Raw genomic sequence first — 23,132 nt, 5'->3', positions numbered from 1 at the left:
CATACCGGTGCCTGAACCATGGAATCGTCCAGCCTTCCGCCGTTCACTGGAGTGCATGAGCAACGAAACCACCCTTGTCCTCGGCGCCAGCGGTAAGACCGGGCGTCGCGTGGCCGCCCGGCTGCGCCTGCGCGGCACGCCCACCCGGCCGGCGTCGCGAACCAGCGAGACCCCCTTCGACTGGTCCGATCCCGATAGCTGGGATGCGGCGCTGGACGGCATCACCGCGCTCTACCTGATCGCACCCGCGGTCCCCGGGCCGGCGCACGATTTCGTCGCCAGGGCCGAGGCGGCCGGCGTGCGGCGGGCGGTGCTGCTGTCCGGCCGCGGGGCCGACCGGTGGGGCGACTCCCCCTTCGGTCTGGACATGCGGTCGGCCGAGGACGCGGTCCGCGGCTCAAGACTGGAATGGACCATCCTGCGGCCGAACAACTTCGCGCAGAACTTCGACGAGGACCTGTTCCACGCCCCGCTGCTGGCCGGTGAGATCGCCCTGCCCGCCGGGGAGGTTCCCGAACCGTTCATCGACATCGAGGATGTCGCCGACGTGGCGGTAACAGTGCTGTCGGAGCCCGGCAGGCACGCCGGGCAGGTCTACGAGCTGACCGGACCCGCACCCATCACCTTCGGCGTGGCGGTCGACATGATCGCGAAGGCCTCCGGGCGGCAGATCACCTACAAGCAGATCTCGCCGCAGGAGTACACCGCGCTGCTGATCGAGCAGGGCGTCGGCGAGCAGGAGGCACAGCACGTCGCCGAGATGTTCGTGCTGATGTCCGGCGGGCCGATCGCCACCACCACCGACACCGTGGCGTCGGTACTGGGGCGCGCCCCCCGGTCATTCGAGGACTATGTGCTGCGCACCGCCGCCGCCGGAGTGTGGTCGCGGTGACGGCGCTGACGCCCGAGGACATCGAGTTCCTCGGGCGCCCGCTGTATGGATTCTTCACCGTCGCAACGGGTGCGGTTCCGCCGCAGCCTCGCCCGGTGTGGTTCGAGGTGACCGCCGGCCGCACCGTCGAGTTGATCACCGAACCCGGCGCGGCGAAGGTCCGGCGCCTGCGGACCGATCCTCGGGCGTCGCTGGTGGTCACCACCGAGGTGGGCGAGCGGGAGCGCTGGGTGTCGGTTGCGGGTAGGACCAGCATCGAATCCGAAGGCGCACATGAACTTACGAATCGCCTGGCGGCGCGCTACTGGGATCTGGGCGATGCGACCCGGGCCGCCGAACTGGAGGCCATGCTGGGCGCGGATCTGCTGCGGGTGGTCATCCACCCGGAGAAGGTGACCCGCTATTCGACGACCTGACCATTCTCCACGCGCCAGATCCGGTCCAGCCGCACGTTCTGCAGCATCCGGCGGTCGTGCGTGACGAGTAGCAGCGCGCCGTCGTAGCTCTCCAGGGCCTGCTCGAGCTGTTCGATGGCGGGCAGGTCCAGGTGGTTGGTCGGTTCGTCGAGGACGAGCACGTTGACGCCGCGGGCCTGCAGCAGAGCCAGGCCGGCGCGGGTCCGCTCCCCGGGCGAGAGTTCCTCGACCGCGCGTTCCACGTGATCGGAGGTCAGCCCGAACTTCGCCAGCAACGTCCGCACCTCGGCGGTCGACCAGTCCGGCACATGCTGTTCGAAACGATCGACCAGACGCCCCGGGCCGGCGAATTCGGCTCGGGCCTGGTCGATTTCGCCGATGGCGACGCTGGCGCCCAGACTCGCCCGCCCGGAGTCGGGTGTACGCCGTCCCAGCAGGGTGGCCAGCAGCGTCGACTTGCCCGCCCCGTTCGGCCCGGTGATACCGATCCGCTCGCCGGCGTCCACCTGCAGGGACAGCGGGCCGAGTACGAAGTCGCCCTGTCGCACCACGGCATTGTCGAGGGTCGCGACCACCGAGCTCGACCGCGGCGCGGAACCGATGGTGAACTGCAGGGTCCATTCCTTGCGTGGTTCCTCGACCTCTTCGAGACGGGCGATCCGACTCTCCATCTGCCGGACCTTCTGCGCCTGTTTCTCACTGGACTCGCTCTGCGCACGGCGGCGGATCTTGTCGTTGTCGGGGGATTTGCGCATGGCGTTACGCACCCCCTGGCTGGACCACTCCCGCTGGGTGCGGGCGCGGGCGACCAGGTCGGCCTTCTTGTCGGCGAACTCCTCATACTGTTCGCGGCGGTGGCGCCGGTTGACCTCGCGTTCCTCCAGGTAACTCTCGTAGCCGCCGCCGAAGACCGTGCTGGTGTGCTGCGCGAGATCCAGTTCCAGGACACGAGTCACGCTGCGCGCGAGAAACTCCCGGTCGTGGCTCACCAGAACCACGCCGCCGCGCAGTTCACCGACGAAGCGTTCCAGGCGGTCCAGGCCGTCGAGGTCCAGGTCGTTGGTCGGCTCGTCGAGCAGGACGATGTCGAAGCGGGACAGCAGCAGTGCCGCCAACCCGACCCGGGCCGCCTGCCCACCCGAGAGGGCGGTCATCGGGGTCTCGTCGGGCGTGACGCCGTCCAGTCCGACATCGGCGAGCACGGCGGGTAGCCGTTCATCGAGATCGGCTGCGCCGGTGGCCAACCAGTGCTCCAGTGCGATGGAGTAGGCGTCCGCGCCGGCCGCGGTGTCGTCCAGGGCCGCGGCGGTCGCCTCCATCTCCCGGGTGGCGGCCGCACAACCGGTACGCCGGGCGATGTAGCCGGCGATGGTCTCCCCCGGCACCCGCTCGTGTTCCTGGGGCAGCCAGCCGACGAACGCGTCCGGGGGTGCCACGTTGACCGTGCCGCCGAGTGGGGCGAGTTCGCCGGCCAGGATCCGCAACAGGGTGCTCTTGCCGGCACCGTTGGCGCCGACGACGCCGATCACATCACCCGGCGCCACGGTCAGGTCGACGTTCTCGAACAGGACGCGGTGGGCGTATCCGCCGGCCACATCCTTGGCGACGAGCGTTGCGGTCATGGGTTCATTGTCACACCATCGCCGGCCTGAACAGACGGGGCTCCAGCCACGACCCACTGATGTTCCGGTCGAGCGACTTCGCGCCCGCCAGCACCGCCAGGTCAGCCAGTGGTTCCACCACGATGACGAGCAGGTATGCCACGCCGAAGGTCGCGATGCCGGCCACGGTCTGGCCGCTGAAGCCTTCACCGTAGAGGGCCCAGAAGGTCACCCAGGAAACGATCCCGGCCTGGTACGTCGTCGAAAGCGTCAGCGCCTGACGGTACTTCAGCCGCGTATAGGGAGTCTGGGGCGCAATCGTACGACCGGCCACATACTGCAGTGCGAACAGTGGGACGAGCAGGGTGGTGAGGTTCATCCCGTACTGCGGAAGGTCGAACGGCGCGAGGAACACACCCTGGATGAGCAACCCCAGTGCCAGGCCGAAGGCGGCCGGCGCGACACCGAACAACAGGAAGAGCGTGGAACCGAGGATGAGGTGCACCTCGGACACGCCCACCGGAAAGTGCGGCAGGATCTCGAAGAACGCCAACGTCATCGCAGTGGTGATGGAGGTGCCCAGCAGCATGGACCCCGGGCCGCGTTCCTTGAGGTGTTTCCAGGCCAGCGTGCCGGCGTAGACGCCGGCTCCACCGGCCGTCGCATAACTCAGAACGATCTTCGCGCCGTCGACGATCCCTGGCTCGATATGCATCGCGTGTTCCCTTCTCGTAGATCAGTGGTGGTCGTCATGGACGGCGTGGTCACCGTCGTCGGTCATCAACGGCGCGGTGAGGATCTTCCGGTGATCCACAACATGTTCGAGCGCCGCCACCCAGTGATCGTAGTACTCCCAGTCCCCGCGGGCGGGTTCGGGCGCGGATTCCCAGGCCCCGATGGTGTCGATGAGGCTCTGCTGAAACTCGCTCCAGGGGTAGTGCCCGAACTCGGACAGTGCCAACGCGAGCCCGAAGGCACGCCGCTGCCAGTCGTGGTCGAAGGACGGGGCCGCCTGATCGGTGGTGCAGGTCTGGTGGAGTTTCATGACGGCTGTCCCGCCAGGGCGACGCCCATCATCGATTCGGTGGTGACCAGACCCATGAGCTGTTCCTCGCTGAACCCGTCGGTACCCGCCGGGCGTTCCGGGATGACGAACCACCGCGAGTGCCCGCTGGAATCCCAGACCTTGATCTCGGTGTCCTCGGAGAGTTCGACGCCGATCTCGGTGAGAACGGTGCGCGGTTCCCGGGCGGCACGCGCCCGGAACACCGGGTCCTTGTACCAGTAGGGCGGCAGGCCGAGCACCGGCCAGGGGAAGCAGGAACACAGCGTGCAGATGACCAGGTTGTGCACGCCGGGCGCATTGGCGACCGCCTGCAGATGCTCACCTTCGGCGCCGGCCATGCCTTCGGGCAGGTCCAGTTCGGCCAGTGCGGCGGGGGTGTCCACGACGACCCGTGCCGCGAAATCCGGGTCGGTCCAGGCCTTTACGACGATCTTCTGTCCGTTGAGCGGAGTCATCTCGGATTCGAAGTAGGCCAGCACCTTGTCAACGGTCTCGCCGGTGATGACGCCTTTCTCGATCAGCAGCCGTTCCAGCGCTCCGACCCGGTCCGCGCTCGACTCCTCGCGGTCGGTGGGGTACGAAAACTGGTCACTCACTTGTCCTCCTCGATGGGTTGCAGGTAGGCCTCGAACAGTTCCGCGTACAGCGAGTTGGCGCCGGGTTCGGCGCGCACTCCCCACAGCTCTTCGGGGGTGAACTCGACGATGTAGATGGGCATCGGGTCGCCTATGCCATCACCGGTGTGTACGAAGTAGCCGTAGTCACCTTCGAAGATCCTGGTGACGGTGCCGGTGCGTGCGCGCAGGTAGCCCGGCAGCCGGGTATGCGCGCCGGCGGGGAGATCGGCGATTCGGACCTGCTGGCCCACGCTGAACGCCGGGTGTGCCACATCGCGGCGCGGGCTGTCCCCGCGGCGAAGGTAGTCGATCACCTGATCGTCGATCGCCGGGTCGCCACCGCCGGGCGCGTCCTTGGGATCGGCGATGATCGCCGCGATCTCCTCCTCGGTCACGTAGCCCTGATCGACGAAGAACTGGCTGATCCCGCCGAGCCATTTCTCGTAGTACCGGAACTTGAAGTAGTCGAAGGGATTCATCGCTTCCGCGCCGGTCCGCAGCGACGCCCACGTCCACTCGTCCTTGAACGTCGTCGGAACGTCGGCAATCGGATATGCCGGCAGTGCCGAGTCCAGATGCTTGCTCAGCCCCATCATCGCGACATGGATGCCGAAGATGCGCTTCTCCCAGTCCTCGACGAACACCCGCTTCTCCAGGCTCAGCGGTTCGGGCAGGCCCTCCAGGCCTCCCAGATAGTGCTGCAGTTTCATGCGGGTGCGCCTTCCTTTCCGGTACGGCCGGCCGGAGCCGTACGTGTCATGACATCGGCCAGGTATTCCGAGGCGATCCCGAAGGTCGCGCCCAGTACGCACGCACAGGCGGCGACCAACCCCGGGTGGGAGATGCTCGTGGCTGTGACCAGCTGCCCGGTGCCGGCGACCGTCGACACGGTCGAGGCGAAGCCGACCACCACCGCGGGCGTCGTCGAGAGCAGTCCGATCCAGGACGCCTGCACCATGACCGCGCTGCCGATACCGACAGCGATGGCGGTGGCGGTCAGACCGCCGCCGAGCAGGTAGGCGGCGTACAGGCTCGCGGTGGCGATCAGGACTCCCGCCAGGTTCGAGGTCACTGAACGCACCCACCCGGTCGGCCCTCCTCCTACGAAGAAGAACGAGGCCCAGGCCAGAAAGACCACCCAGATGGGAACGGTGATCACGGACGCGGTGAAGGCCACCGCGACCCCGCCGAGCACACCGATACTCAGTGTCAGAGCCGATCGTGAATCCATACAAGTCCGCCTTGTCAGTCGAGATATCCTGCCCTGCACCAACGTTCGGACTGCTGTGTTTCCGGCCGGTTAACTCCGGTTGTCGATCGCCCGCCCGGGTGGACATCTGATGCGCGAAACAGGACGCCGCATGCGTGGACCGACCGAGACGGACAGGAGGGGCGAAAATCCGGACATCGCACCACCGGGTCGGCGTCATCCCGCGCAGCCTTATCGCATGTGCCACTATGCCGAGCAGCGATCGCGCCGCATCGCGATGCTGGTTTTCGACGGCGCCCGCACCCTGGACGTCACCGGCCCATTGGAGGTGTTCGACCAAGCGCGCACCTTCGGGTACGACTACTCGGTGGCGCTGCACACCTGGGGCGAAGCCAGCACGATCCGCTGCTCGTCGGGACTGACTTTCGACGCCACGCCAGCCGCCCGGCCGGCGCCCGACGTGGACACACTGGTCATCACGGGTGGGGAAAGCCTTGTTTCCGAGGGTGTCCCGGTCCAGCTGCAGCAGGTGGTGCGCGATCATGTGTCCCGATCACGCAGAGTGGCGGCCGTCGGTGTGGGTGCTTTCGCGCTGGGCGCTGCAGGATTGCTCGCCGGCCGGCGGGCCACCACGCACTGGCGTCACCTCGATGCGTTCGCAGCGATGTGCGCGGACACGATCGTCGACCGCGAATCGGTGTTCGTCCGCGACGGTGAGGTCTGGACGTCTGCCGGTGCCGGCGCCGGCATCGATCTGGCGCTCGCACTGGTGGCCGACGATTACGGCGCCGACCTGGCACATCAGATTTCGAAGGACCTGGTGATGATCAGTCGCAGGATGGAGGGGCACCCACAGCTGTCCGTGGCGGCACGAACACCTCGTCCCAAACATGCTGTCCTGGAGCGTTTGTTGGCTACCATCGCGGTCGATCCGGCCGGACAGTACGAGCTCGACGTCGTCGCGGCGCGGGTCGGGATGAGTCCACGGCACCTGGCCCGGCTGTTCAAGGCCCAGACCGGCATGACGCTGCGCCAGTACGTGCACGAGATCCGACTGGAGAACGCAGTGAGTCTGGTGCTGGCCGGCGAATCCTTCCATGCTGCGGCACAACGGAGCGGGTTACGGTACGGAGCACGCATCCGCGATCATCTGGAGGCACACCGGATGCCGTTGCAGACCGGAACGTTACTGGTGGATCCCGGTGGTACGAAATCGGTTCCGGTATACGCCGGGTGAAACGCCGAGGTTTCGGCGGAAGGTCCGACGCATGGTGTCGGTGGTTCCGAAGCCCACCCGCCTGGCGACGGTCTCCTGGCTCTGATCGCCGGTTGCGAGGAGCACTTTGGCGGCCTCGAGGCGGGCCTGCTCGACGAAACGGGCCGGAGTCATCTTGACCTGTTCGTGGAACATCCGGGCCAGATGCCGCTCACTCACCGCGGCCCGGCCGGCCATCGCCGTGAGGGAGTGGTCGGCACCGGGATCCGCGATGACGGAGTCCACGATCTCCCGCAGCCCGCCCGACACCGGTAGCGCGGATTCCGCCCACACACTGAATTGTGCCTGCCCGCCCGGGCGTTGGAGGAAGACCACCATCCAACGGGCCACCCGCCGCGCCACCGCCGGTCCGTAGTCACTTTCCACCATCGCCAGTGCGAGGTCGATGCCGGCGGTGATCCCGGCTCCGGTGATGAACGGACCGTCCTGGACGAACAACGAGTCCGGGTCCACGCGCACATTGGGGTACGTGCGCTCGAGCTTCTGGCAGTGCGCCCAGTGCGTGGTGGCTCGTCTGCCTTCGAGCAGCCCGAGGGCGGCGAGTACGAACGCACCCGTACACACCGAGGCGACCCGACGGGACCGGGGTGCGAGCCGGCGGACCATCTCCAGTGCATCCGGGACCGAGTCGGGAGTGGGCTCCTCCGGGATGTCGTGCAACCCAGGGGTGAAGGAAAACCCAGCCGGCACCCCGCCGGGTACCAACAGTGTGTCGATTGCGGCCGGAGCGTCGGCCAGGGCGATATCCACGTCCAGCCGCGCGTAGGCCGTGGTGCCCACCGGAGCACCGGTCGGAGAGGCGAGCAAGACGCGGTAATTCGCGCCGAAATCGTTGGCACGCGCAAAGATCTCCAGCGGCGCCGCCACGTCCTGCAGGGTTACCTTGTCGTACAGGGCGAAGACGACGGTCCTTGCCTGGCTGGATTCGTCGACCACGTGGCGCCGGTGCCCTTTCCTTGACCCCCACGGTCTCCGCGCTGGACCGACTGTAGCCGGTTTCTGTTTCGACGACGTTGCAACCGGCCGACATTCTCGGCGACGAGCGTTGCGGTCGTGGGCCTACCGTCGCACGGGCAACTTGGCCCGCAGGCTGTCGTAGATGGGCGGTGACTTGAGCAGTTCGGCGACCAGAACCGCGGCGGCGGTCGCGGCCAGCATCGGCACCGTCAACGACGTGGTGGCCGTCATCTCGATGACCAACACGACCGCCGTCAAGGGCGCTCGCACCACCGCGCCGAAGAATGCCGCCATGCCCGCGATCGCCATCGGCACCACCAGGGAGGCACCATCGTTGGGCCACAAGATGTTCAGGCCGCCGACAAACAGCATGCCCCACAACGCACCGACCGCCAGCAGTGGGGCGAACAGGCCACCCGGCACCGCGGACGCGTAGGACAGCGGGCCGGCCACCAGCCGGGCCGCCAGGAGAAACAAGACCACCGGCAACGCCAGCGCGCCGCCTCCCACGATCAACTGCGTGACCGTGTCGCCGCCGCCGACCGCGCGCGGGTCGAGCAACATCACCAACCCGACGAGACCGCCGATCACCGTCGCCTTCGCGATCATCGGGACCCGGGGAACCGCGGCCACGCCGTCGAGGACGGTGAGCACCATCCGGCTGTACAGGACCCCCAGCCCTCCGGTGGCCAGCCCGAAGACGACGAACACCGGAAGCAGCGCCAGAGCGGGTGCCGCAACCGGTTCGACGCCGAAGTCCGGATGATCGCCGAACAGCCACCGGGAACAGGCCACCGCGGTGCCGGCCGCGAAGATCGTCGGCAACACCGTCCGCATCCGAACCGACTTGGTGGCTTCCTCGAGGGTGAACAGCACCCCGCCGATCGGCGCATTGAAGGCCACGGCCAGCCCCGCCCCGCCCAGCACGGTCTGCATCATCCGCACGTCCGGCTCGGCCAGTCCGGCTCGTCGCGCCGCCTGGGTCCCGATCACCGCTCCCATGTGGACGGTCGGCCCCTCGCGTCCCAGCACCAGCCCCGAACCGATCGCGAGCACGCCACCGATGAACTTGGCGGGCAACAGCAACAGTCCCGGTGGCTGCGCCGTGCCGCGGTAGACCGCCTCCACGTGCTGGATTCCGCTGCCGGCGGCCAACGGTACCCACCGGACCACGAGCGCGGCGGCGGTCGCGCCGGCCGCGGCGAACGCGATCGGTACCACCCAGCCGGGATCGGCAAGTTGGTGCACCCACTCGACCAGTTCGACCCGCCAGCGCTCGGCGACGTGCAGACACCAACGGAAAGCACCGCCGACGAATCCGATCCCCACACCGGCCAACGTCGCCACCACGCAGATCCACAGCGTGCCGGTCGGTTTCGTCATGGACACATTATCGGGCCAGGATCGTGATACTCCGCATCATGGCCAGCCGGCCAACTCGTTGAGCATCCTCCGCACGCTGCCGGTCAACGAACTCGGCACGTGGTCGGGATCCATGAGTTCGTTCTCGGCCAGCGGGCCGGCCTCGCCGGCGACCAGCTCGGCGGTCATCGGCTCGACGGTGCGACCGTGCCCGCGCAGCGCCTCCAGGGCGCGCAGGAACGATCCGTGGTCCGCGACGGCGCCCCGGAAGTCGTCGGCGGACACCCCGAGGTGCTCACCGATCAGCCGCTGCCCGATACCGGCGATGAATTTCCCGACCGCACTGCCCGTTTCAGTGGCTTCGAGGGCCAGATCGCATTCGCTGTCGAATCCCAATGACCGATTGTTCAGGTTGGAGGATCCGATCCGCAGCAGCCGGTCATCGACGACGATGACCTTCGAGTGCACGTAGATCGGTGTGCCCTGTTCGGTGACCGGCCAGTAGACGCCGAGGCGCCGGTGTTCGTCGGCCGCCCAGAGTTCGGCGATGAGCAGGCTGCGCGCGCTGTCCATGGACTGTTGCTCCAGGCGGCTTTCCGAGCGACGGGGCAGGATGACGACGACCTCCGGGCCGTCGGGCTCGCGCAGCCGGTCGATCAACGCCTCGGCCAGCGTGCGCGAGGCCAGGTACTGGTTCTCCAGATAGATGACCTGCCTGGCGGCGGCGATCGCGGCGAGGTCGAGCGCCTCGACCTCGCGCGCTTCCTCGTTGTCCGGTAACGCCGGGATGGTGCGGGCGATCCCCACTCCGATGTCGCGCAGGTCGGGTTCCAGGCCGCGCGGCCAGGCCGTGTGCGCCGCCTCGACTTCGCGCAGCGACTGTCCGGTCGCGCCTTCCCACCTTTCCCGGGCCACCTTGCCCAGGGCGCGGGCGGCTGCACCGTCCACCACGGCGGCAACTTCGTGGCGGGGCGTGACGTTCGGGCGCAGCGGGTCGTTGTCCCGGTGCTCGCAGGTGTCCCATCGGCCGAGGGTCAGGTCGATACCGCCGCAGAAGGCGACGGCGTCGTCGATGCTGATGATCTTCTGGTGGTGGACCGCCCCGGTGGGGTGCGCACCGTCCACCGCGAAGCGGATGCGGCGACCGCTGACGCGATTCAGGATGGAGACCGGTGTGATGCCGTACCACACGTCGTCGAACACCGACAGCAGTCGCAGGTTGGATTTCAGGACGTGGATCCGCAGGCCGGCCCGCTTCCAGAGCAGCCAATAGAGAAAGGCCCCCAACTGGTTCGGTCCCGGCATGGTGGGTCCGCCGGGTTCGAAGGTGGTGCCGGCGTCGAAGTCCCACCCGATCAGGATGATTCGGTGCCGGGCCCGCAGCAACGCTGCTTTGACGTACCGCAGGTAATCCGCCCCGTCGACGATGCAGGCGAAGCGGTCGGCGTGGGCCAACTCCCGGCAGGTCTGACCGGGGACAAGGACCGGGTCCTGCGATGCCGCCATCCGCTCCCTCCCCGAAGCTTGCGCCGACTGCCACTCGGCGACAGACTATGTTGTCACTGAGTGTCAGGAGACCTTGATCATCGCCACCCAGGATAAGCGCGGCACGCACAAACCGAAGCAGGAGCAGGCCCGGCTCGCGGTCTCCCGATACGCCTGCGCGCTGTTCTGTGAGCGCGGTGTCTCCGCCACCAGCGGCGACGACATCGCCGCCGCCGCAGGCCTTTCCACCCGTACGATTAGGCGCTACTTCCGCAGCAAGGAAAGCTGTGTCGAGCCGGTGCTGTCGCTGTCGGTGCAGCGGTTCCTCGCGGTGACGGACCGCTGGCCGGCCGAGTTGTCACTGGCCGATCACCTGGCGGCGGACATGGCCGCGCATCCCCTCGGCGAGGATGAGATCGCCGACGAGGTCCGCGCGCTGCGGATCGCGACGATGTCGACCGACGAGCCCGCGTTGCGGGCCGCGTACCTGATGGTGCACGACGAGATGGAGCGCGGCTTGATACCCGTGGCCGCAAAACGGCTGGGCCTGCCCGAGGACGATCTCACCGTCCGGCTCTGCGCCGCCGCGGTCACCGGCGCGTTCCGCGTCGTCGACGAGGATGTCGGCCGCCGGGTCATCCTGGAGAAGGAGACGGTGAGCCTGGAAGAAGTGCTCGGCCTGATCGACCGTGCGGTCCGGGATGCCACCAACGGGCGGTTCGGCGGACCCGTCGCACGCTGACGCTCGCGGGCTACTTCCCGGCGTTGAGCGCCAGATCGATGGCGTACTGGTTGACGAAGGTGCCGGCGCCGGGTTCCCCGCGACCGCACGACCCGTCGGACTCGCCCACCCGCTTCACCCACAGGTAGGCGTCGGCGTGCGGGCTGGCGGTGGCGGTGGTGGGCGGGGTGCCCAACGCGCGCCCCTTCGGATTGCACCAGTTGAGGTCGCCGTCGTGTTCGGGGCCGAGCCCGTTGCGCGAGGTGTCGATGACATAGTGCGCGCCGCCGGTCATGCCGGAGATGGCCTCGCCGTAGCCGGCCTGCTCTTCGGTGGTGTAGTAGTTCGTGGTGTTGAGGCTGAAGCCGCGGGCCTTGGCGACGCCGACGTCGTTGAGCATGGCGGCCATCTTGTCGGCGGGAACCCAGCGGGAATGGCCGGCGTCGATGTAGACGGCGGCGGCCGGATCGCGGGTCAGGGTGTCCACCGCGTAGCGGATCAGATCGAAACGTTCCTGGCGCTGGTCGGCGGACAGGCAGTCGGCCATCGCCAGGGCGTCGGGTTCGAGGATGATGGCGGCCGGCGCGCCTCCCAGCCCGGCGGCGATGGAGTCGATCCACTGCCGGTAGGCGTCGGCGGACCCGAATCCGCCGGCGGCGTAGCTGTAGCAATCGCGGTGCGGCAGCGCATAGATGACCAGGACGGGCGTGGCGCCCGCACCCTGAGCGTCGCCGACGAGCCTGCTCACGGTGCTGTTGACCGTGCCCGCCGGGAACGCCTGGTCCAGCCAGTAGGCCTGCGGGGTGTTCGCCACATAGTCCAGTTGCGGGTTCGGCGGGTTGGCGCTCTTGGAGGCCCGCATCGCCTTCGAGATGGGGTCGACGTAGAACGGCTTGCCCGCCAACGGGTTGGCCTCACTGGCGAGGCGGACCTGCGGCGACGGGGACGCGGCGAACCCGGCAAAGGTGGCGAGGGCAACGAAGGGGGCCAGCCACCGGACGGCGGCGCCAGCAGCTGAGGACTTCACAACGAGAAAGTTAGTGCGGCTTCGTGATCGGCGCCAATCGCGGATCCGCAGGTCACCGGCAAGAAATGTGCTGGGCAAAGCCGCCCAGGCGGTCCGGTTGGTCGACTTCTTGCGCGGTCGCAACGAAAGCGATCGGGCCAGCAACGGCGCCGGTGTTGCCACCGCTCAGGTGGTGCCCTGCTGCCTGCTCAGCCGCAATTGCAGTCCGTCGATCACGACGTCGAGGCTGAACTCGAAGTCATCGGCCGTTCCGGCGACCGCCCGGTTGGCGATCACGTCGCCGAGCAGAGGGAACCGTCCGGCGGCCACCTCACCGAGCACGCGCGTCACCTCGGAGGTGTGATGACTGCGCGAGTGATCACCGCCGAGCAGGTCGCGCGCCGCGGTATAGGCCACCCCCGAGACCATGGACAGGATGTGGCCGCCGTCCTCGGCGCTGAAGCCCGCGGCCGCCAGTGCGGCCAGCACACGTTCGGCCAGCGCGAGGCTGTTGGCCCCCCGCAACTGCACGACCGCGGCGGTGGCCCGCAGGTGCACGACGCCCCGGTGCAGCGCTTTGCCGTAGGCACGCAGCACATCGGCCCAGTGCGCGTCCGCCGGCAACGCGAAATCGCGCAGTTCGGCATCGAAGAGGTCGGCCACCACCAACTCCAGCAGGCCTTCGCGGTCACCGACGTAGTAGTTCAACGTGGTGCGGTCCACGCCCAGCGCGTCGGCCACGGCCTGCATGGTCAGGTCCTCCGGCGCGATGGCGCGGGCGGCGGCGACGATCCGGGCTCGATCGATCCGGGGCGGACGGCCACGCCGGGGCCGCTCACCCTCGTTCCCCGTCGCCACCTCATGAAGATAGCGGCTGGACCATTGCGACGCACGTCACATTCTGCTATTTTTCCACGGGCGTGGATAAATAGACGGCAGAAGGGCCTCCAACGATGCGAGTCATTCAGTGGACGACCGGCAAGGTCGGAAAGCTAAGCCTGCGCGGCATTCTCGACGATCCCCGGCTCAAGCTGGCCGGCGTCTATGCCTACTCCGAGGAGAAGGCCGGCCTCGACGCCGGGCAACTGTGTGGGCGCCCGGACACCGGCGTGCAGGCGACCACCGACATCGACGCACTGCTCGCACTGCAGGCCGACGCGGTGATCTACACGCCGTTCATGGCCGACGTCGACCACGTGGTGAGGCTGCTGGAAAGCGGGCTCAACGTCTTGAGCACCAACCTCTTCCTCAACGTCGGTGGTGTGCAGGGACAGACCCGCGAGGCTTTGGCGCAGGCCTGCGCCCGCGGAAACAGCTCGCTCTACATCACCGGCATCCATCCCGGCTGGGCCAACTCCATCACGACCGCGCTGACCGCGGTGTGCCGGGATGTGCGGTCCATCTCGATCGTCGAGGCGGCCGACGTCTCCGTCTACGAATCCGTCGAAACCTGGGAGATGCTCGGCATTTCCAAGCGGGAGGCATCGCCGGACGTCATCGAGATCGCCAAGCTCGGCATGATCAGCTTCCGGGATTCGGTCGAACGGATGGGTGTCGCACTGGGTTTCGACACGTTCGACAGCATCGACTTCGACATCGAGTTCGCCACCGCATCCGAGACGGTCGACCTGGGCTGGATGCGCATCGAGAAGGACACCATCGCCGCGTTGCGCGGCGGCTGGAGCGCCAAGATCGGCGAGGACACGGTGCTGCGCACCGCCGTCGTCTGGCACCTGACCAAGAAGCTCAACGCGGACTGGGACCTCGATGAGGACCACTACAACATCACCATTCACGGCGAACCCGAGGTGCGCACCCGAATCCGCTTCGTACCGCCGGAATCCTGGGGCAACCACGAGTGGGACACCATGACCGCGATGCCCGCGGTGAACGCCGTACTCGACATCGTGGCCGCCCCCGCGGGCATCCTCACGCTCAAGGACGTCGGGCTGACCTGCGCACCGGCACGGGCCTGGCGGGACAACTGACGCTCGCACTCAGGCGGTGATCGACGCGCCGCAGATTCCGCACGCCTCGAACTGCCGGCGTTTCCAGCGCGCGATCGGGATGAAGAACAGACTGAACTGGTTGAACTGCCGTAGCCGCATCCACTCGGTGGTGTTGTGGCATCGGGGGCACGTCCGCACCTGCCCGGCGCCGAGCGGTTTCTGCTTGGTACCGAAGCCGAACAGGAAGAACATCCCCCCAGGGTAGAGATGCGGCGGCCCCGCGAACACTCAGTGCTGCGGGTCGACCACCGGCTCCGAGCGCGGGATGAAGATCGCGATCGCGGTGCACAGCACGGCCGCGCCCAGACCGAACAGGAATGCCACCTCGAACCCGTCGGCACTCGGCACGTCGACCCCGCCGAGGTCGACTGAGTACCGGGCCAGCACCGCGGCGATGACGGCGGCGGCGGTGGCCGTCCCCAGCGACCGCATCAGGGTGTTGAGTCCATTGGCCGCACCGGTTTCCGAGGCCGGCACCGCGCGCATGATCAGCGTCGGCATGGCGGCGTAGCCCAGCCCGATACCGATGCCGATCAGCAGGTTGATGACCAGGATGTGCCCGGCCTGCAGGTCTGAGAGCACGGCGATGGCGTAACCGGACGCCATGATCATCGCTCCGGAGACCAGCAGCGGTTTGGGGCCCCACCGGCGCGACAACCGGCCCGCCACCGGCGACATGGCCAGCATCGCCAGACCGGCAGGCATGAGATGCATGCTCGCCTGCAGCAGCGGCTTGCCGAGTCCGCCGACCTCCGTGGGCAATTCGAGCAGCTGCGGGAACGCGATCTGTGAGGAGAACAGCGCGAAGCCCATGGCGATCGAGGCGAGATTGGTCAGCAGCACCGGGCGCCGGGCGCTGACCCGTAGGTCCACCAGTGGTTCACGGATCTTCAGCTCCAGCCAGCCCCACACCAGCAGGACCACCAACCCGCCGGCCAGTGCCACCACCGTGCGCGGCGAGGTCCAGCCCCAGTCGTTGCCCCGCGAGATCGCCAGCAGCACGCCGGTCAGGCCGATCGCCAGACCGACGATGCCGATGCCGTCGACCCGGCCGCCGACGCGCAACTTGCTCTCCGGCACCAGCGTGATGATCAAGAGGAATGCGGTGGCTCCCAGCCCGGAGGCGAACCAGAACAGCACATGCCAGTCGAAATGCTCTGTGACGAAGGCGCTCATCGGCAGCCCCAGCGCGCCCCCGACGCCCAGGGTCGCGCTGACCAGCGCGATGGCCGACCCGAGTTTGTCCGCGGGCAGCGCGTCGCGCAGGATCGCGATACCGAGTGGGATGACACCCATGCCCATGCCCTGCAATCCCCGGCCGACGATCAGCGGAACCACCGTCGGCGAGAGGGCCGCGACCATGGATCCCAGGATCAGCACCCCGAGCAGGATGAGCGCGATCCGGCGCTTGCCGTACATATCGCCCAACTTGCCGGAGATGGGAGTGCAGATGGCGGCGACCAGCAGGGTGATGGTGATGACCCAGGCGGTGTCGCCGCTGGAGGCGTTGAGCAGCTGCGGAAGTTCACCCTGGATCGGGATGAGGATGGTCTGGGTGAAGGCCGCGGTCATCCCGGCGAACGCCAACGGCGCCACCACCCGGGCAGCGCGCACGGAAGATGGGTCACCGGCGGGCGGTTCGACCGCCGTCCGAGTCTCCACTGTCATCCGCGCACCCTTCACCCGCCTACCGAGCCACCGTACCGGGACGTGAGACTGAGTATCAACTTGCAGTCGAAGTTTCGTTTCTGACATCCAGCGTCACATTCGGCTATCCTGGGCCGATGACCGCAGGGGTACGTGAGCGGGCGCGACTGGCGCTGCGCACCGAGATCGCCCAGGCGATGAGCATCCTGTTCGCCGAACGGGGCTTCGATGCGGTGACCGTCGAGGAGGCCGCCGGCGAGGTCGGCATCTCCCGGGCGACGTTCTTCCGCTACTTCGGTTCCAAGGAAGACGCCGTGCTCGCGGCCATCGAGGCCTCGTCGATCGACTACGCGGCGCACCTGGAGAAGCTACCCGCGGTCGAGGGCGAGAATGCCTGGCAACTGCTGCTCCGCACCTTCCAGGTCGCACTGGGCCACATCAACGAGCACTCGGAGCGGGAACGCTCCCGCGTCCGGATGATCAATGCGAACGTCTCACTTCGCACCCGGATGGCACAACGACGTTTCGCTCACGAAGACGCGCTGACCCCGGTTCTGGCGCAGCGGATCCCGGACCCGGAGGCGGCCCGCTCGATCACCGTGGCCGCGCTGGCCGCCCTCGATCTCGCCTGGCGACGCTGGGCCGACGGTGCCGAGCCGACCATCGCCGGCTCGCTGGACCATGTCTTCGCGCACCTCGAGGCGGCCAATTCCGCCATCCCCCAGCAGCATTGACGGTCGCCCGTCAGAGCCGCAGATAGGCCAGCACCGCCAGCACCCGGCGGTGCTGTGCACCGTCGGGCGGCAACCCCAACTTGGTGAAGATGCTGCCGATGTGCTTTTCCACCGCACCGTCGGAGATGACGAGGGCGCGCGCGATATTGGTGTTGGACCGACCCTCGGCCATCAGTGCCAGCACTTCCTGTTCCCGCAGCGTCAGTTGCCGCAGGGGATCGTCGCGTCGCCGGCGGACCAGCAACTGGGCCACCACATCCGGGTCGAGCACGGTGCCCCCGGACGCCACCCGGTGCACCCCGTCGAGGAAATCGGCGACGGCCACGACACGGTCCTTGAGCAGGTAGCCGATCGCCCCGGCACCGTCGGCCAGCAGATCGTCGGCGTAGGAGACCTCGACATACTGGGACAGCACGAGAATCGGCGATCCCGGCACCAGATGACGGGCTTGCACCGCCGCACGCAACCCCTCGTCGGTGTGCGAGGGCGGCATCCGGACGTCCACCACGGAGACATCCGGCCGGTGCGCCTCGATCGCCGCCACCAGCGACGGGCCGTCGCCGACCGCGGCGAGCACCTCATGGCCGTTTTCGGTGAGCAACCGAATCAGGCCCTCCCGCAGCAGGACCGAGTCATCGGCGACGATCACCCTCATACCGGAAGCTCCACCCTGATCGTCGTCGGACCACCGTTCGGACTGGTCACCGTCATTGTGCCGCCGCCGGCCCGGACCCGGTCGGACAGGCCGGACAACCCGTGCCCCTTGGCCACATGAGCGCCACCGTCGCCGTCGTCCACGATCTCCGCGACGACGCGCGCCGGCCCGGACGCCACCGTCACCCAGCAGTTTGTCGCGCCACTGTGCTTCGCGACGTTGGTCAATGCCTCGGCCACCGCGAAGTACACCGTGGTCTCCACGGCGGGATCCAGCCGGCCCACCGGTGTGCCCAACTCCGGATCCACCACGAGCCCGACCGGCACCGTGCACCGAATGGCCAGTGCGGCAAGGGCACTTGGTAGTCCTCGGTCGGTGAGCACCGGCGGGGCGATTCCGCGGGAGAGCGCGCGCAACTCGTCGAGGGTCTCCTGGGTCTGGGCGATCGCCTCGTCGAGCGTGTCACGAACCGGACCGGGCGCGCTGCTCTGACGGGCGCGGCCCAGATCCATCGCGAGCCGGATCAGTCGCTGCTGCGGACCGTCGTGGATGTCACGTTCGAGGCGGCGCAGGGCATGGGCTTCGGCGGAGGCCGCCGCCGATTTCTGTTCCGACAGCACGGTGATCGTCTGGCGCATCTCGGCCACACCGGTCAGCAGCAGACGCGCGAAGCCGGCCTCCAGCAGCGCACAGCCCCGCACCACCCAGGGCAGTGTGAACAGGCAGACCAGCCCGATGGCGGTCTGAAAGCCGATGCGGGCCACCGCACTGTCTCCGAGCCCGATCAACTGGGCCAGCGAGGTGTTGTCGGGGCCGCGCGGGATGGCCCAGTCCCATGCGACGGTCAGGGTGCCGGCCACCGCGGTGGTCCACCAGGTGATCACGACGCAGAAGGTGATCACCGAGATCGGGAACCGCAGTACGCCGTGCACCAGGTCCAGCCAGGACTGTCCGTCGGCCAGCGGCGTCACGAGCCGCTTGAACGCCGACGCCCCCGGGGCCGCGGCGCGGTAGGCCGGCCGGGTGCGCGGCCGGTGCAGCACCGCGGAGAATTGCAGTCGTTCGATATCGGCGAACACCCGCGCGACGAGGACGGTCCCGACCAGGATCGGCAGCCCCACGATGATGACGAGCGTGCCGAGCCCCACCGCCACCCCGGTGATGATGGCGGTGAAACTCAGCAGGGCGAGGGGGAATCCGAACAGCACGTACCCGGTGTCCACACCGAGCTGGCGTAGGACAGGTGGGCGCTCCATGGTGGTCACGCCCTCGACGCTAGGCATCGCTGCGCTCCACCCCCATCCCGCCCGCCCGCGTCTTCAGGGTAGGGCTGTCCCTACTCCGCCAGGACCGCCGACACGGCGGCCCGCACGCCGCGCCCGGCGATGTCGCCCTGCCGCGCGGTTTTTGCTGCGCAGCCCTGCGCGTTAACCTGCTGTATCAGCCTCAGCGAGACAAGCAGACAGAAGAGTTGGGCACAGCCATGACCGCAGCAGCAGGAACGACGCCACTCGAAGACCGCGTCGGGCACTACTACCAGATGGACGACACCTACCTGGTCGGGCGCGAGAAGGTACGCGAATTCGCTCGCGCCGTGCAGGACTACCACCCCGCACACTGGGATGTCGCCGCGGCGCAGAAGCTCGGGTACTCGGGTCTGGTGGCCCCGCTGACCTTCACCTCGGCGCCGGCCATGGCCTGCAACCAGAAGATGTTCGAGCAGGTCGTCGTCGGTTATGACATGTACCTGCAGACCGAAGAGGTCTTCGAACAGCACCGCCCCATCGTCGAGGGCGATGAGCTGACCATCGACGTCGAACTGACCTCGGTGCGCCGGATCGCCGGCCGCGACCTGATCACCGTGACCAACACCTTCACCGACACCGCCGGGGAGGTCGTGCACACCCTGCACACCACCGTCGTCGGCGTCGGCTCCGACGAGGTCGACCCCGCCATCCGGCCCGCTGTGGCGAACGTGATCATGCACGGCATCAACATGCTCGGCACCGACCTCTCCGGCGTCACCTATGAGAAGGCCGTGCGCCCAGAGGGCGAGCGGCGCATCGCCCAGTCGGGTCTCACCCGGACCCCGGCAACGCCGTCCTTCGATGACGTGCAGGCCGGCGATGAACTGCCGGTGCAAATCACCCGGTTGTCCCGCGGTGATCTGGTCAACTATGCCGGCGTGTCCGGCGATGCCAACCCGCTGCACTGGGACGAGAACGTCGCCAAGCTCGCGGGCCAGGAGGACGTCCTCGCCCACGGCATGCTCACCATGGGCCTGGGCGCCAGCTACGGCACCTCGTGGACCGGTGACCCGGGCTCGGTGACCCGCTACGCGGTGCGGCTGTCGCAGCCGGCGATCGTGCCGGCCACCGGGACCGAGATCGAGTACACCGGCAAGATCAAGTCACTCGATCCCGAGAGCCGCAGCGGCGTCGTCCTGGTCGGCGCGAAGTCCGGGGGTCGCAAGATCTTCGGTCTGGCGACCCTGAACGTCCGGTTCAGCTGAGCGCGCCGCTCACCACACCAACAGGGGCAGCGACGCTGTCGAGCTGTTCACGCCATCGGTGTCGGTGGCGACGATGGTGATCGTCCGGGTGGTCCAGCCGCCCTGGGTGGCGGTGAAGGTGACGGCCTTCAACGCATCCTCGTACTGCTGCTTGGTCGCGATCCCGGACAGCGTCAGGGTCCGGCTGTCGGCGTCGTAGGTCGCCGTGATCGGATTGTCGGGCAGCCCGGCGAACGTCAGCGTGTCCCCGGCCTTGCCGAAGTTCGTGACCCGCATGGTGACCCGCTGCAGATGGCTGGAATCGGCGTCGACGATGTCGACTCCGGCCACCGGCTTCGTCGGTGACTCCCCGATCGTGTAGGACCGCCCGCCGACGGGCGTCACCAGCGGCACGTAGCGCGTCGGCGAGGACACCGCCACGGTGACGAACCCGGCCGTGATGTTCGGCACGCCGTGCTCGTCGGTGGCCGAGATCGACAGTCCGCGCACCAGCGCCGCACCCTGGGTGGCCGAGAAGGTCACCGCCTTGAGGGCCTCCTCGTACTGCGCCAACGTGCCCAGACCCGACAGCGTCAGCGTCCGCTCGGTCGCATCCCACACGCCGACGACCGGGTTGCCGTTCGGTGCAACATAATTCAGCACATCACCGGCCTGCGCCAGGGTGGAGATCTTCACCGTCACCTTGGACAGCCGGCCCGAATCAGCGTCGACGATATCGACCGCCGACACGATCTTGGCCGGGTTACCGCCCAGGGTGAACCCACCCGCGGCGACCGGGGTGACCAACGGCGGCAAGGTGGGCGCGGCCCCGACACCGACGGTCACGAACCCGGGCCCGATGTTGTCCACACCGTCCTCGTCGGTGGCCGAGATGGCGATCCCACGCACCAATCCCGCGCCCTGGGTGGCCGCGAAGGTCACCGCCTTGATGGCTTCTTCGTACTGTGCCAGCGTGGCGTCCCCGGACAGCGTGAGCGTGCGGGTGGCCGCATCCCACGTGCCGATGATCGGATTGCCCTGCAGTGCAGCGTAATTCAGGGTGTCCCCGGACTGTGCCAGCGTCTCGATGCGCAGCGTCACCTTCGACAACCGGCCCGAATCCGCGTCGACGATATCGATCGCCGAGACGATCCTGGCGGGGTTGCCGCCCAGGGTGAACCCACCCCCGGCGATCGGGGTGACCAACGGCGGCAGCTTCGTGGCCGGCCACACCGCGACGGTGACGAAGCCGGGCGCGATGTTGTCCACATCGTCCTGGTCGGTGGCCGAGATGGTGATGCCACGGACCAGGCCCGCACCCTGGGTGGCCGCGAAGTTCACCGCCTTGATCGCCTGTTCGTATTCGGCCAGGGTTCCGATGCCGGCCAACGTGAGCGTCAACGTGTCCGCGTCCCAGGAGCCGACGATGGGGCTGCCGGACGGGGCGTTGTAGGACAACGCGTCTCCGACCTGGGCCAGCGTGGCGATCTTGATGACCACCCGCTTCAGTCCCAGGGTGTCGCCGTCGACGATGTCGACCGTGGAGACGATGGGGGCGGGATCCTTGCCGAGCTGGTAGCCGCCACCCACGATGGGCGTCACCAGCGGCGGCATCTGCACAACCGGGTCGACATTGACCGGGATGGTCACGGTGAGGTTGTCCGCCTGGGCGATGCCGAGGAAGCGCGTCACCTTCTCCACCACGGCCTGGATCTGACCGAGGACGCCGGGCAGATGCTCGGAGTCATCGCGGATGACGATCTTGAAGCTGTCCACCAGGGGCTGGCCGCTGACCAGTGCCCACGGCGTGTAGACGAATTTGCCGCTGATCAGATCCCGGTACACCCAACCGTGTTCCGGCTGGATGATGTCGTAGGTCAGCACGTCACCGTTGGGGTCCGTGGCGTTCAGATCGATGTAGACCTGGCCGAGCAGATTCTGCTCGTAGACGATCGGACCCGCGATCGGCGTCCTGTTGACGAAGGTGTGACTGATCTGGCGCGCGACCCACGCCATCATGGTGTTGACCAGGAGGTCCAAGGGGTTGGTCGTCGCGGTCCTGGTGCCGAGCGTCGAGCTCGCGGCGGTCATCTTGGGCGTGACGGCGCCGACGGTCGTCTGGGTGTCCTGAATTGCCGGTGCCGGAGCCACTTCGGTGGTCACCGGCGGCGTGCTGGGTGCGCCCTGGCCGTCGGTGTCCACCTGCGGGGCCGATTCGGCTTCGGGCTCCGGGGACGCCTGCACGACGGCGGTGACGGCCTTCTCCACCTGCATCGGCTCGACCGCGTGGGCGTAGGCGCGCGCTTTCCTGTTCTTGACGGCGCCGGTGTCTCCGATGACAGCCTCGGTCGGCGCCTCGCCGGTATCCGGTGTGGTGTCGTCCGGCTCGGCGGTGTCGACCGGCTCGCTCTCGGCGGGCTCGGTCTCGTCCGGCTCGGTCTCGTCCGGGTCCGTGGGCCCATCCGGCGGGGTCAGTTCCGTGGCGTCGTCGGACTCGTCGTCGGACTCGTCATCGGCGGCGGCGGTCGGCTTCGTCGCGGTCCTCGGCCCGCGCTTGCGATCCGCCGGGCGGGACTCGGTGGTCGACGAGCCCGTATCCGACGAGGACGCCGACTCATTGCTCGCACCCACCCCGGTGTCGGCGTAGGCCGGCTGCGCGGAGTCCGCGATCGCGAAGCCGACACCCAGCGAAACCGCCAGTGCGCCGACCCGGCCGATGTGCAGTGAGAGCGCCGAGGACGACGCGCGAGCGTGCCGCGCCACCCCGCCGCCCTCACCCGGTGTCAGGAGCTCCTTGGCCATCCAGAATTGCTCGTTGGGGCCGTAGGCACGGTGCCGGGCGGGGGCTGCACACATAGTGATGACTCCATGAATCTGTCGGTGCCCCCGAATTGGCTCATCCGGCCGTGGACGGTCTCCCCTCCGTCCACAGTGGTATTCCGCTGCTCGGCCACGCCGAGACTCTAGAGGTAATTACGCTCCCGCCG

Annotated in this window: 23 protein-coding genes; 7 read left to right on the top strand and 16 right to left on the bottom strand. The window is 68.1% G+C overall.

From position 1 onward, the window contains the following. The first annotated feature begins 55 nt into the window (after positions 1-55). Both K0O62_RS00865 and K0O62_RS00860 read left to right on the top strand, forming a co-directional pair. Positions 56-892, top strand: a complete 837-nt coding sequence (locus K0O62_RS00865) for an NAD(P)H-binding protein (RefSeq protein WP_073859111.1) — start codon at positions 56-58, stop codon at positions 890-892. Beyond that, positions 880-1,308 (top strand): pyridoxamine 5'-phosphate oxidase family protein, encoded by a 429-nt coding sequence (locus K0O62_RS00860; RefSeq protein ID WP_205870635.1) that lies wholly within the window; start codon positions 880-882, stop codon positions 1,306-1,308. The genes K0O62_RS00865 and K0O62_RS00860 overlap by 13 nt, the downstream gene beginning before the upstream one ends. Here the strand turns inward: K0O62_RS00860 and abc-f are convergent. From abc-f to K0O62_RS00830, 6 genes are read right to left on the bottom strand one after another with little or no spacing between them, the layout of a single operon-like run. Beyond that, a complete protein-coding gene (gene abc-f / locus K0O62_RS00855; protein WP_073859110.1) occupies positions 1,293-2,930 on the bottom strand; it encodes a ribosomal protection-like ABC-F family protein in 1,638 nt (545 codons plus the stop codon). The two genes, K0O62_RS00860 and abc-f, sit on opposite strands and share 16 nt — an antisense overlap. Positions 2,931-2,940: 10 nt before the next feature. Then, the gene (locus K0O62_RS00850; protein ID WP_073859109.1) at positions 2,941-3,624 is read right to left on the bottom strand and encodes an energy-coupling factor ABC transporter permease; all 684 of its coding nucleotides are present in this window, start codon (positions 3,622-3,624) and stop codon (positions 2,941-2,943) included. Between the two features lie 21 nt (positions 3,625-3,645). Next, entirely contained in the window at positions 3,646-3,954 is a 309-nt protein-coding gene (locus K0O62_RS00845; RefSeq protein ID WP_073859108.1) for a nitrile hydratase accessory protein, read from the bottom strand. Next, positions 3,951-4,571, bottom strand: a complete 621-nt coding sequence (nthA, locus tag K0O62_RS00840; RefSeq protein WP_073859107.1) for a nitrile hydratase subunit alpha — start codon at positions 4,569-4,571, stop codon at positions 3,951-3,953. Before nthA ends, K0O62_RS00845 begins: the two co-directional genes overlap by 4 nt. Continuing rightward, entirely contained in the window at positions 4,568-5,302 is a 735-nt protein-coding gene (gene nthB, locus K0O62_RS00835; RefSeq protein WP_073859106.1) for a nitrile hydratase subunit beta, read from the bottom strand. The genes nthA and nthB overlap by 4 nt, the downstream gene beginning before the upstream one ends. Beyond that, the gene (locus tag K0O62_RS00830; protein ID WP_073859105.1) at positions 5,299-5,823 is read right to left on the bottom strand and encodes a DUF1097 domain-containing protein; all 525 of its coding nucleotides are present in this window, start codon (positions 5,821-5,823) and stop codon (positions 5,299-5,301) included. The genes nthB and K0O62_RS00830 overlap by 4 nt, the downstream gene beginning before the upstream one ends. 217 nt (positions 5,824-6,040) lie before the next feature. Between K0O62_RS00830 and K0O62_RS00825 the strand changes: the two genes are divergently transcribed. Continuing rightward, positions 6,041-7,039 carry a GlxA family transcriptional regulator gene (locus K0O62_RS00825; protein WP_073859104.1) on the top strand — a complete coding sequence of 333 codons (999 nt, stop codon included), beginning with the start codon at positions 6,041-6,043 and terminating at the stop codon, positions 7,037-7,039. Here K0O62_RS00825 and K0O62_RS00820 read toward each other — a convergent pair. The 3 genes from K0O62_RS00820 to K0O62_RS00810 all read right to left on the bottom strand — a co-directional run bounded on the left by K0O62_RS00820 (position 6,989) and on the right by K0O62_RS00810 (position 10,903). After that, positions 6,989-8,014: a GlxA family transcriptional regulator gene (locus tag K0O62_RS00820; protein WP_073859103.1), complete on the bottom strand. Its 1,026-nt coding sequence runs from the start codon at positions 8,012-8,014 to the stop codon at positions 6,989-6,991. The two genes, K0O62_RS00825 and K0O62_RS00820, sit on opposite strands and share 51 nt — an antisense overlap. Positions 8,015-8,137: 123 nt before the next feature. Beyond that, a complete protein-coding gene (locus tag K0O62_RS00815) occupies positions 8,138-9,418 on the bottom strand; it encodes a H(+)/Cl(-) exchange transporter ClcA (RefSeq protein WP_073859102.1) in 1,281 nt (426 codons plus the stop codon). A gap of 36 nt (positions 9,419-9,454) precedes the next feature. Beyond that, on the bottom strand, positions 9,455-10,903 hold the full coding sequence (locus K0O62_RS00810; RefSeq protein WP_073859101.1) for a phospholipase D-like domain-containing protein: 1,449 nt from the start codon (positions 10,901-10,903) through the stop codon (positions 9,455-9,457). Positions 10,904-10,976: 73 nt separating this feature from the next. Here K0O62_RS00810 and K0O62_RS00805 point away from each other — a divergent pair, with 73 nt between their 5' ends. Further along, positions 10,977-11,624 (top strand): TetR/AcrR family transcriptional regulator, encoded by a 648-nt coding sequence (locus K0O62_RS00805; protein WP_491562380.1) that lies wholly within the window; start codon positions 10,977-10,979, stop codon positions 11,622-11,624. Positions 11,625-11,634: 10 nt separating this feature from the next. Here K0O62_RS00805 and K0O62_RS00800 read toward each other — a convergent pair whose 3' ends face one another. Both K0O62_RS00800 and K0O62_RS00795 read right to left on the bottom strand, forming a co-directional pair. Next, positions 11,635-12,681: a glycoside hydrolase family 6 protein gene (locus K0O62_RS00800; protein ID WP_372512885.1), complete on the bottom strand. Its 1,047-nt coding sequence runs from the start codon at positions 12,679-12,681 to the stop codon at positions 11,635-11,637. 114 nt (positions 12,682-12,795) lie between these two features. Next, on the bottom strand, positions 12,796-13,467 hold the full coding sequence (locus K0O62_RS00795; RefSeq protein ID WP_073859099.1) for a TetR/AcrR family transcriptional regulator: 672 nt from the start codon (positions 13,465-13,467) through the stop codon (positions 12,796-12,798). A 95-nt stretch (positions 13,468-13,562) separates the two neighbouring features. Here K0O62_RS00795 and K0O62_RS00790 point away from each other — a divergent pair, with 95 nt between their 5' ends. Beyond that, positions 13,563-14,597 (top strand): NAD(P)H-dependent amine dehydrogenase family protein, encoded by a 1,035-nt coding sequence (locus tag K0O62_RS00790; protein WP_073859098.1) that lies wholly within the window; start codon positions 13,563-13,565, stop codon positions 14,595-14,597. Positions 14,598-14,606: 9 nt separating this feature from the next. Here the strand turns inward: K0O62_RS00790 and K0O62_RS00785 are convergent, their stop codons facing one another. Together K0O62_RS00785 and K0O62_RS00780 are read right to left on the bottom strand one after the other, a co-directional pair. Then, positions 14,607-14,810 carry a zinc-ribbon domain-containing protein gene (locus K0O62_RS00785; RefSeq protein ID WP_073859149.1) on the bottom strand — a complete coding sequence of 68 codons (204 nt, stop codon included), beginning with the start codon at positions 14,808-14,810 and terminating at the stop codon, positions 14,607-14,609. A 36-nt stretch (positions 14,811-14,846) separates the two neighbouring features. Next, positions 14,847-16,286: an MFS transporter gene (locus K0O62_RS00780; RefSeq protein ID WP_083603732.1), complete on the bottom strand. Its 1,440-nt coding sequence runs from the start codon at positions 16,284-16,286 to the stop codon at positions 14,847-14,849. A gap of 116 nt (positions 16,287-16,402) precedes the next feature. On the opposite strand from K0O62_RS00780, the gene K0O62_RS00775 reads away from it, so the two are divergent. Next, positions 16,403-16,999 (top strand): TetR/AcrR family transcriptional regulator, encoded by a 597-nt coding sequence (locus tag K0O62_RS00775; protein ID WP_073859097.1) that lies wholly within the window; start codon positions 16,403-16,405, stop codon positions 16,997-16,999. A 10-nt stretch (positions 17,000-17,009) separates the two neighbouring features. Here K0O62_RS00775 and K0O62_RS00770 read toward each other — a convergent pair whose 3' ends face one another. Continuing rightward, positions 17,010-17,654: a response regulator transcription factor gene (locus tag K0O62_RS00770; RefSeq protein ID WP_073859096.1), complete on the bottom strand. Its 645-nt coding sequence runs from the start codon at positions 17,652-17,654 to the stop codon at positions 17,010-17,012. Next, a complete protein-coding gene (locus K0O62_RS00765) occupies positions 17,651-18,910 on the bottom strand; it encodes a sensor histidine kinase (protein WP_234800282.1) in 1,260 nt (419 codons plus the stop codon). Before K0O62_RS00765 ends, K0O62_RS00770 begins: the two co-directional genes overlap by 4 nt. A 227-nt stretch (positions 18,911-19,137) precedes the next feature. On the opposite strand from K0O62_RS00765, the gene K0O62_RS00760 reads away from it, so the two are divergent. After that, positions 19,138-20,166: a fused (3R)-hydroxyacyl-ACP dehydratase subunits HadA/HadB gene (locus K0O62_RS00760; RefSeq protein WP_073859094.1), complete on the top strand. Its 1,029-nt coding sequence runs from the start codon at positions 19,138-19,140 to the stop codon at positions 20,164-20,166. 9 nt (positions 20,167-20,175) lie between these two features. Here the strand turns inward: K0O62_RS00760 and K0O62_RS00755 are convergent, their stop codons facing one another. Next, positions 20,176-23,001, bottom strand: coding sequence for a hypothetical protein (locus tag K0O62_RS00755; RefSeq protein WP_073859093.1), 2,826 nt, complete (start codon positions 22,999-23,001; stop codon positions 20,176-20,178). Positions 23,002-23,132 lie beyond the last annotated feature (131 nt).

The organism is Mycolicibacterium diernhoferi (assembly GCF_019456655.1).
GTDB classification, from domain to species: Bacteria; Actinomycetota; Actinomycetes; order Mycobacteriales; family Mycobacteriaceae; genus Mycobacterium; species Mycobacterium diernhoferi.
The sequence above is the reverse complement of the archived record's forward strand: the minus strand, read 5'-3'. Positions and strand labels throughout refer to the sequence as shown.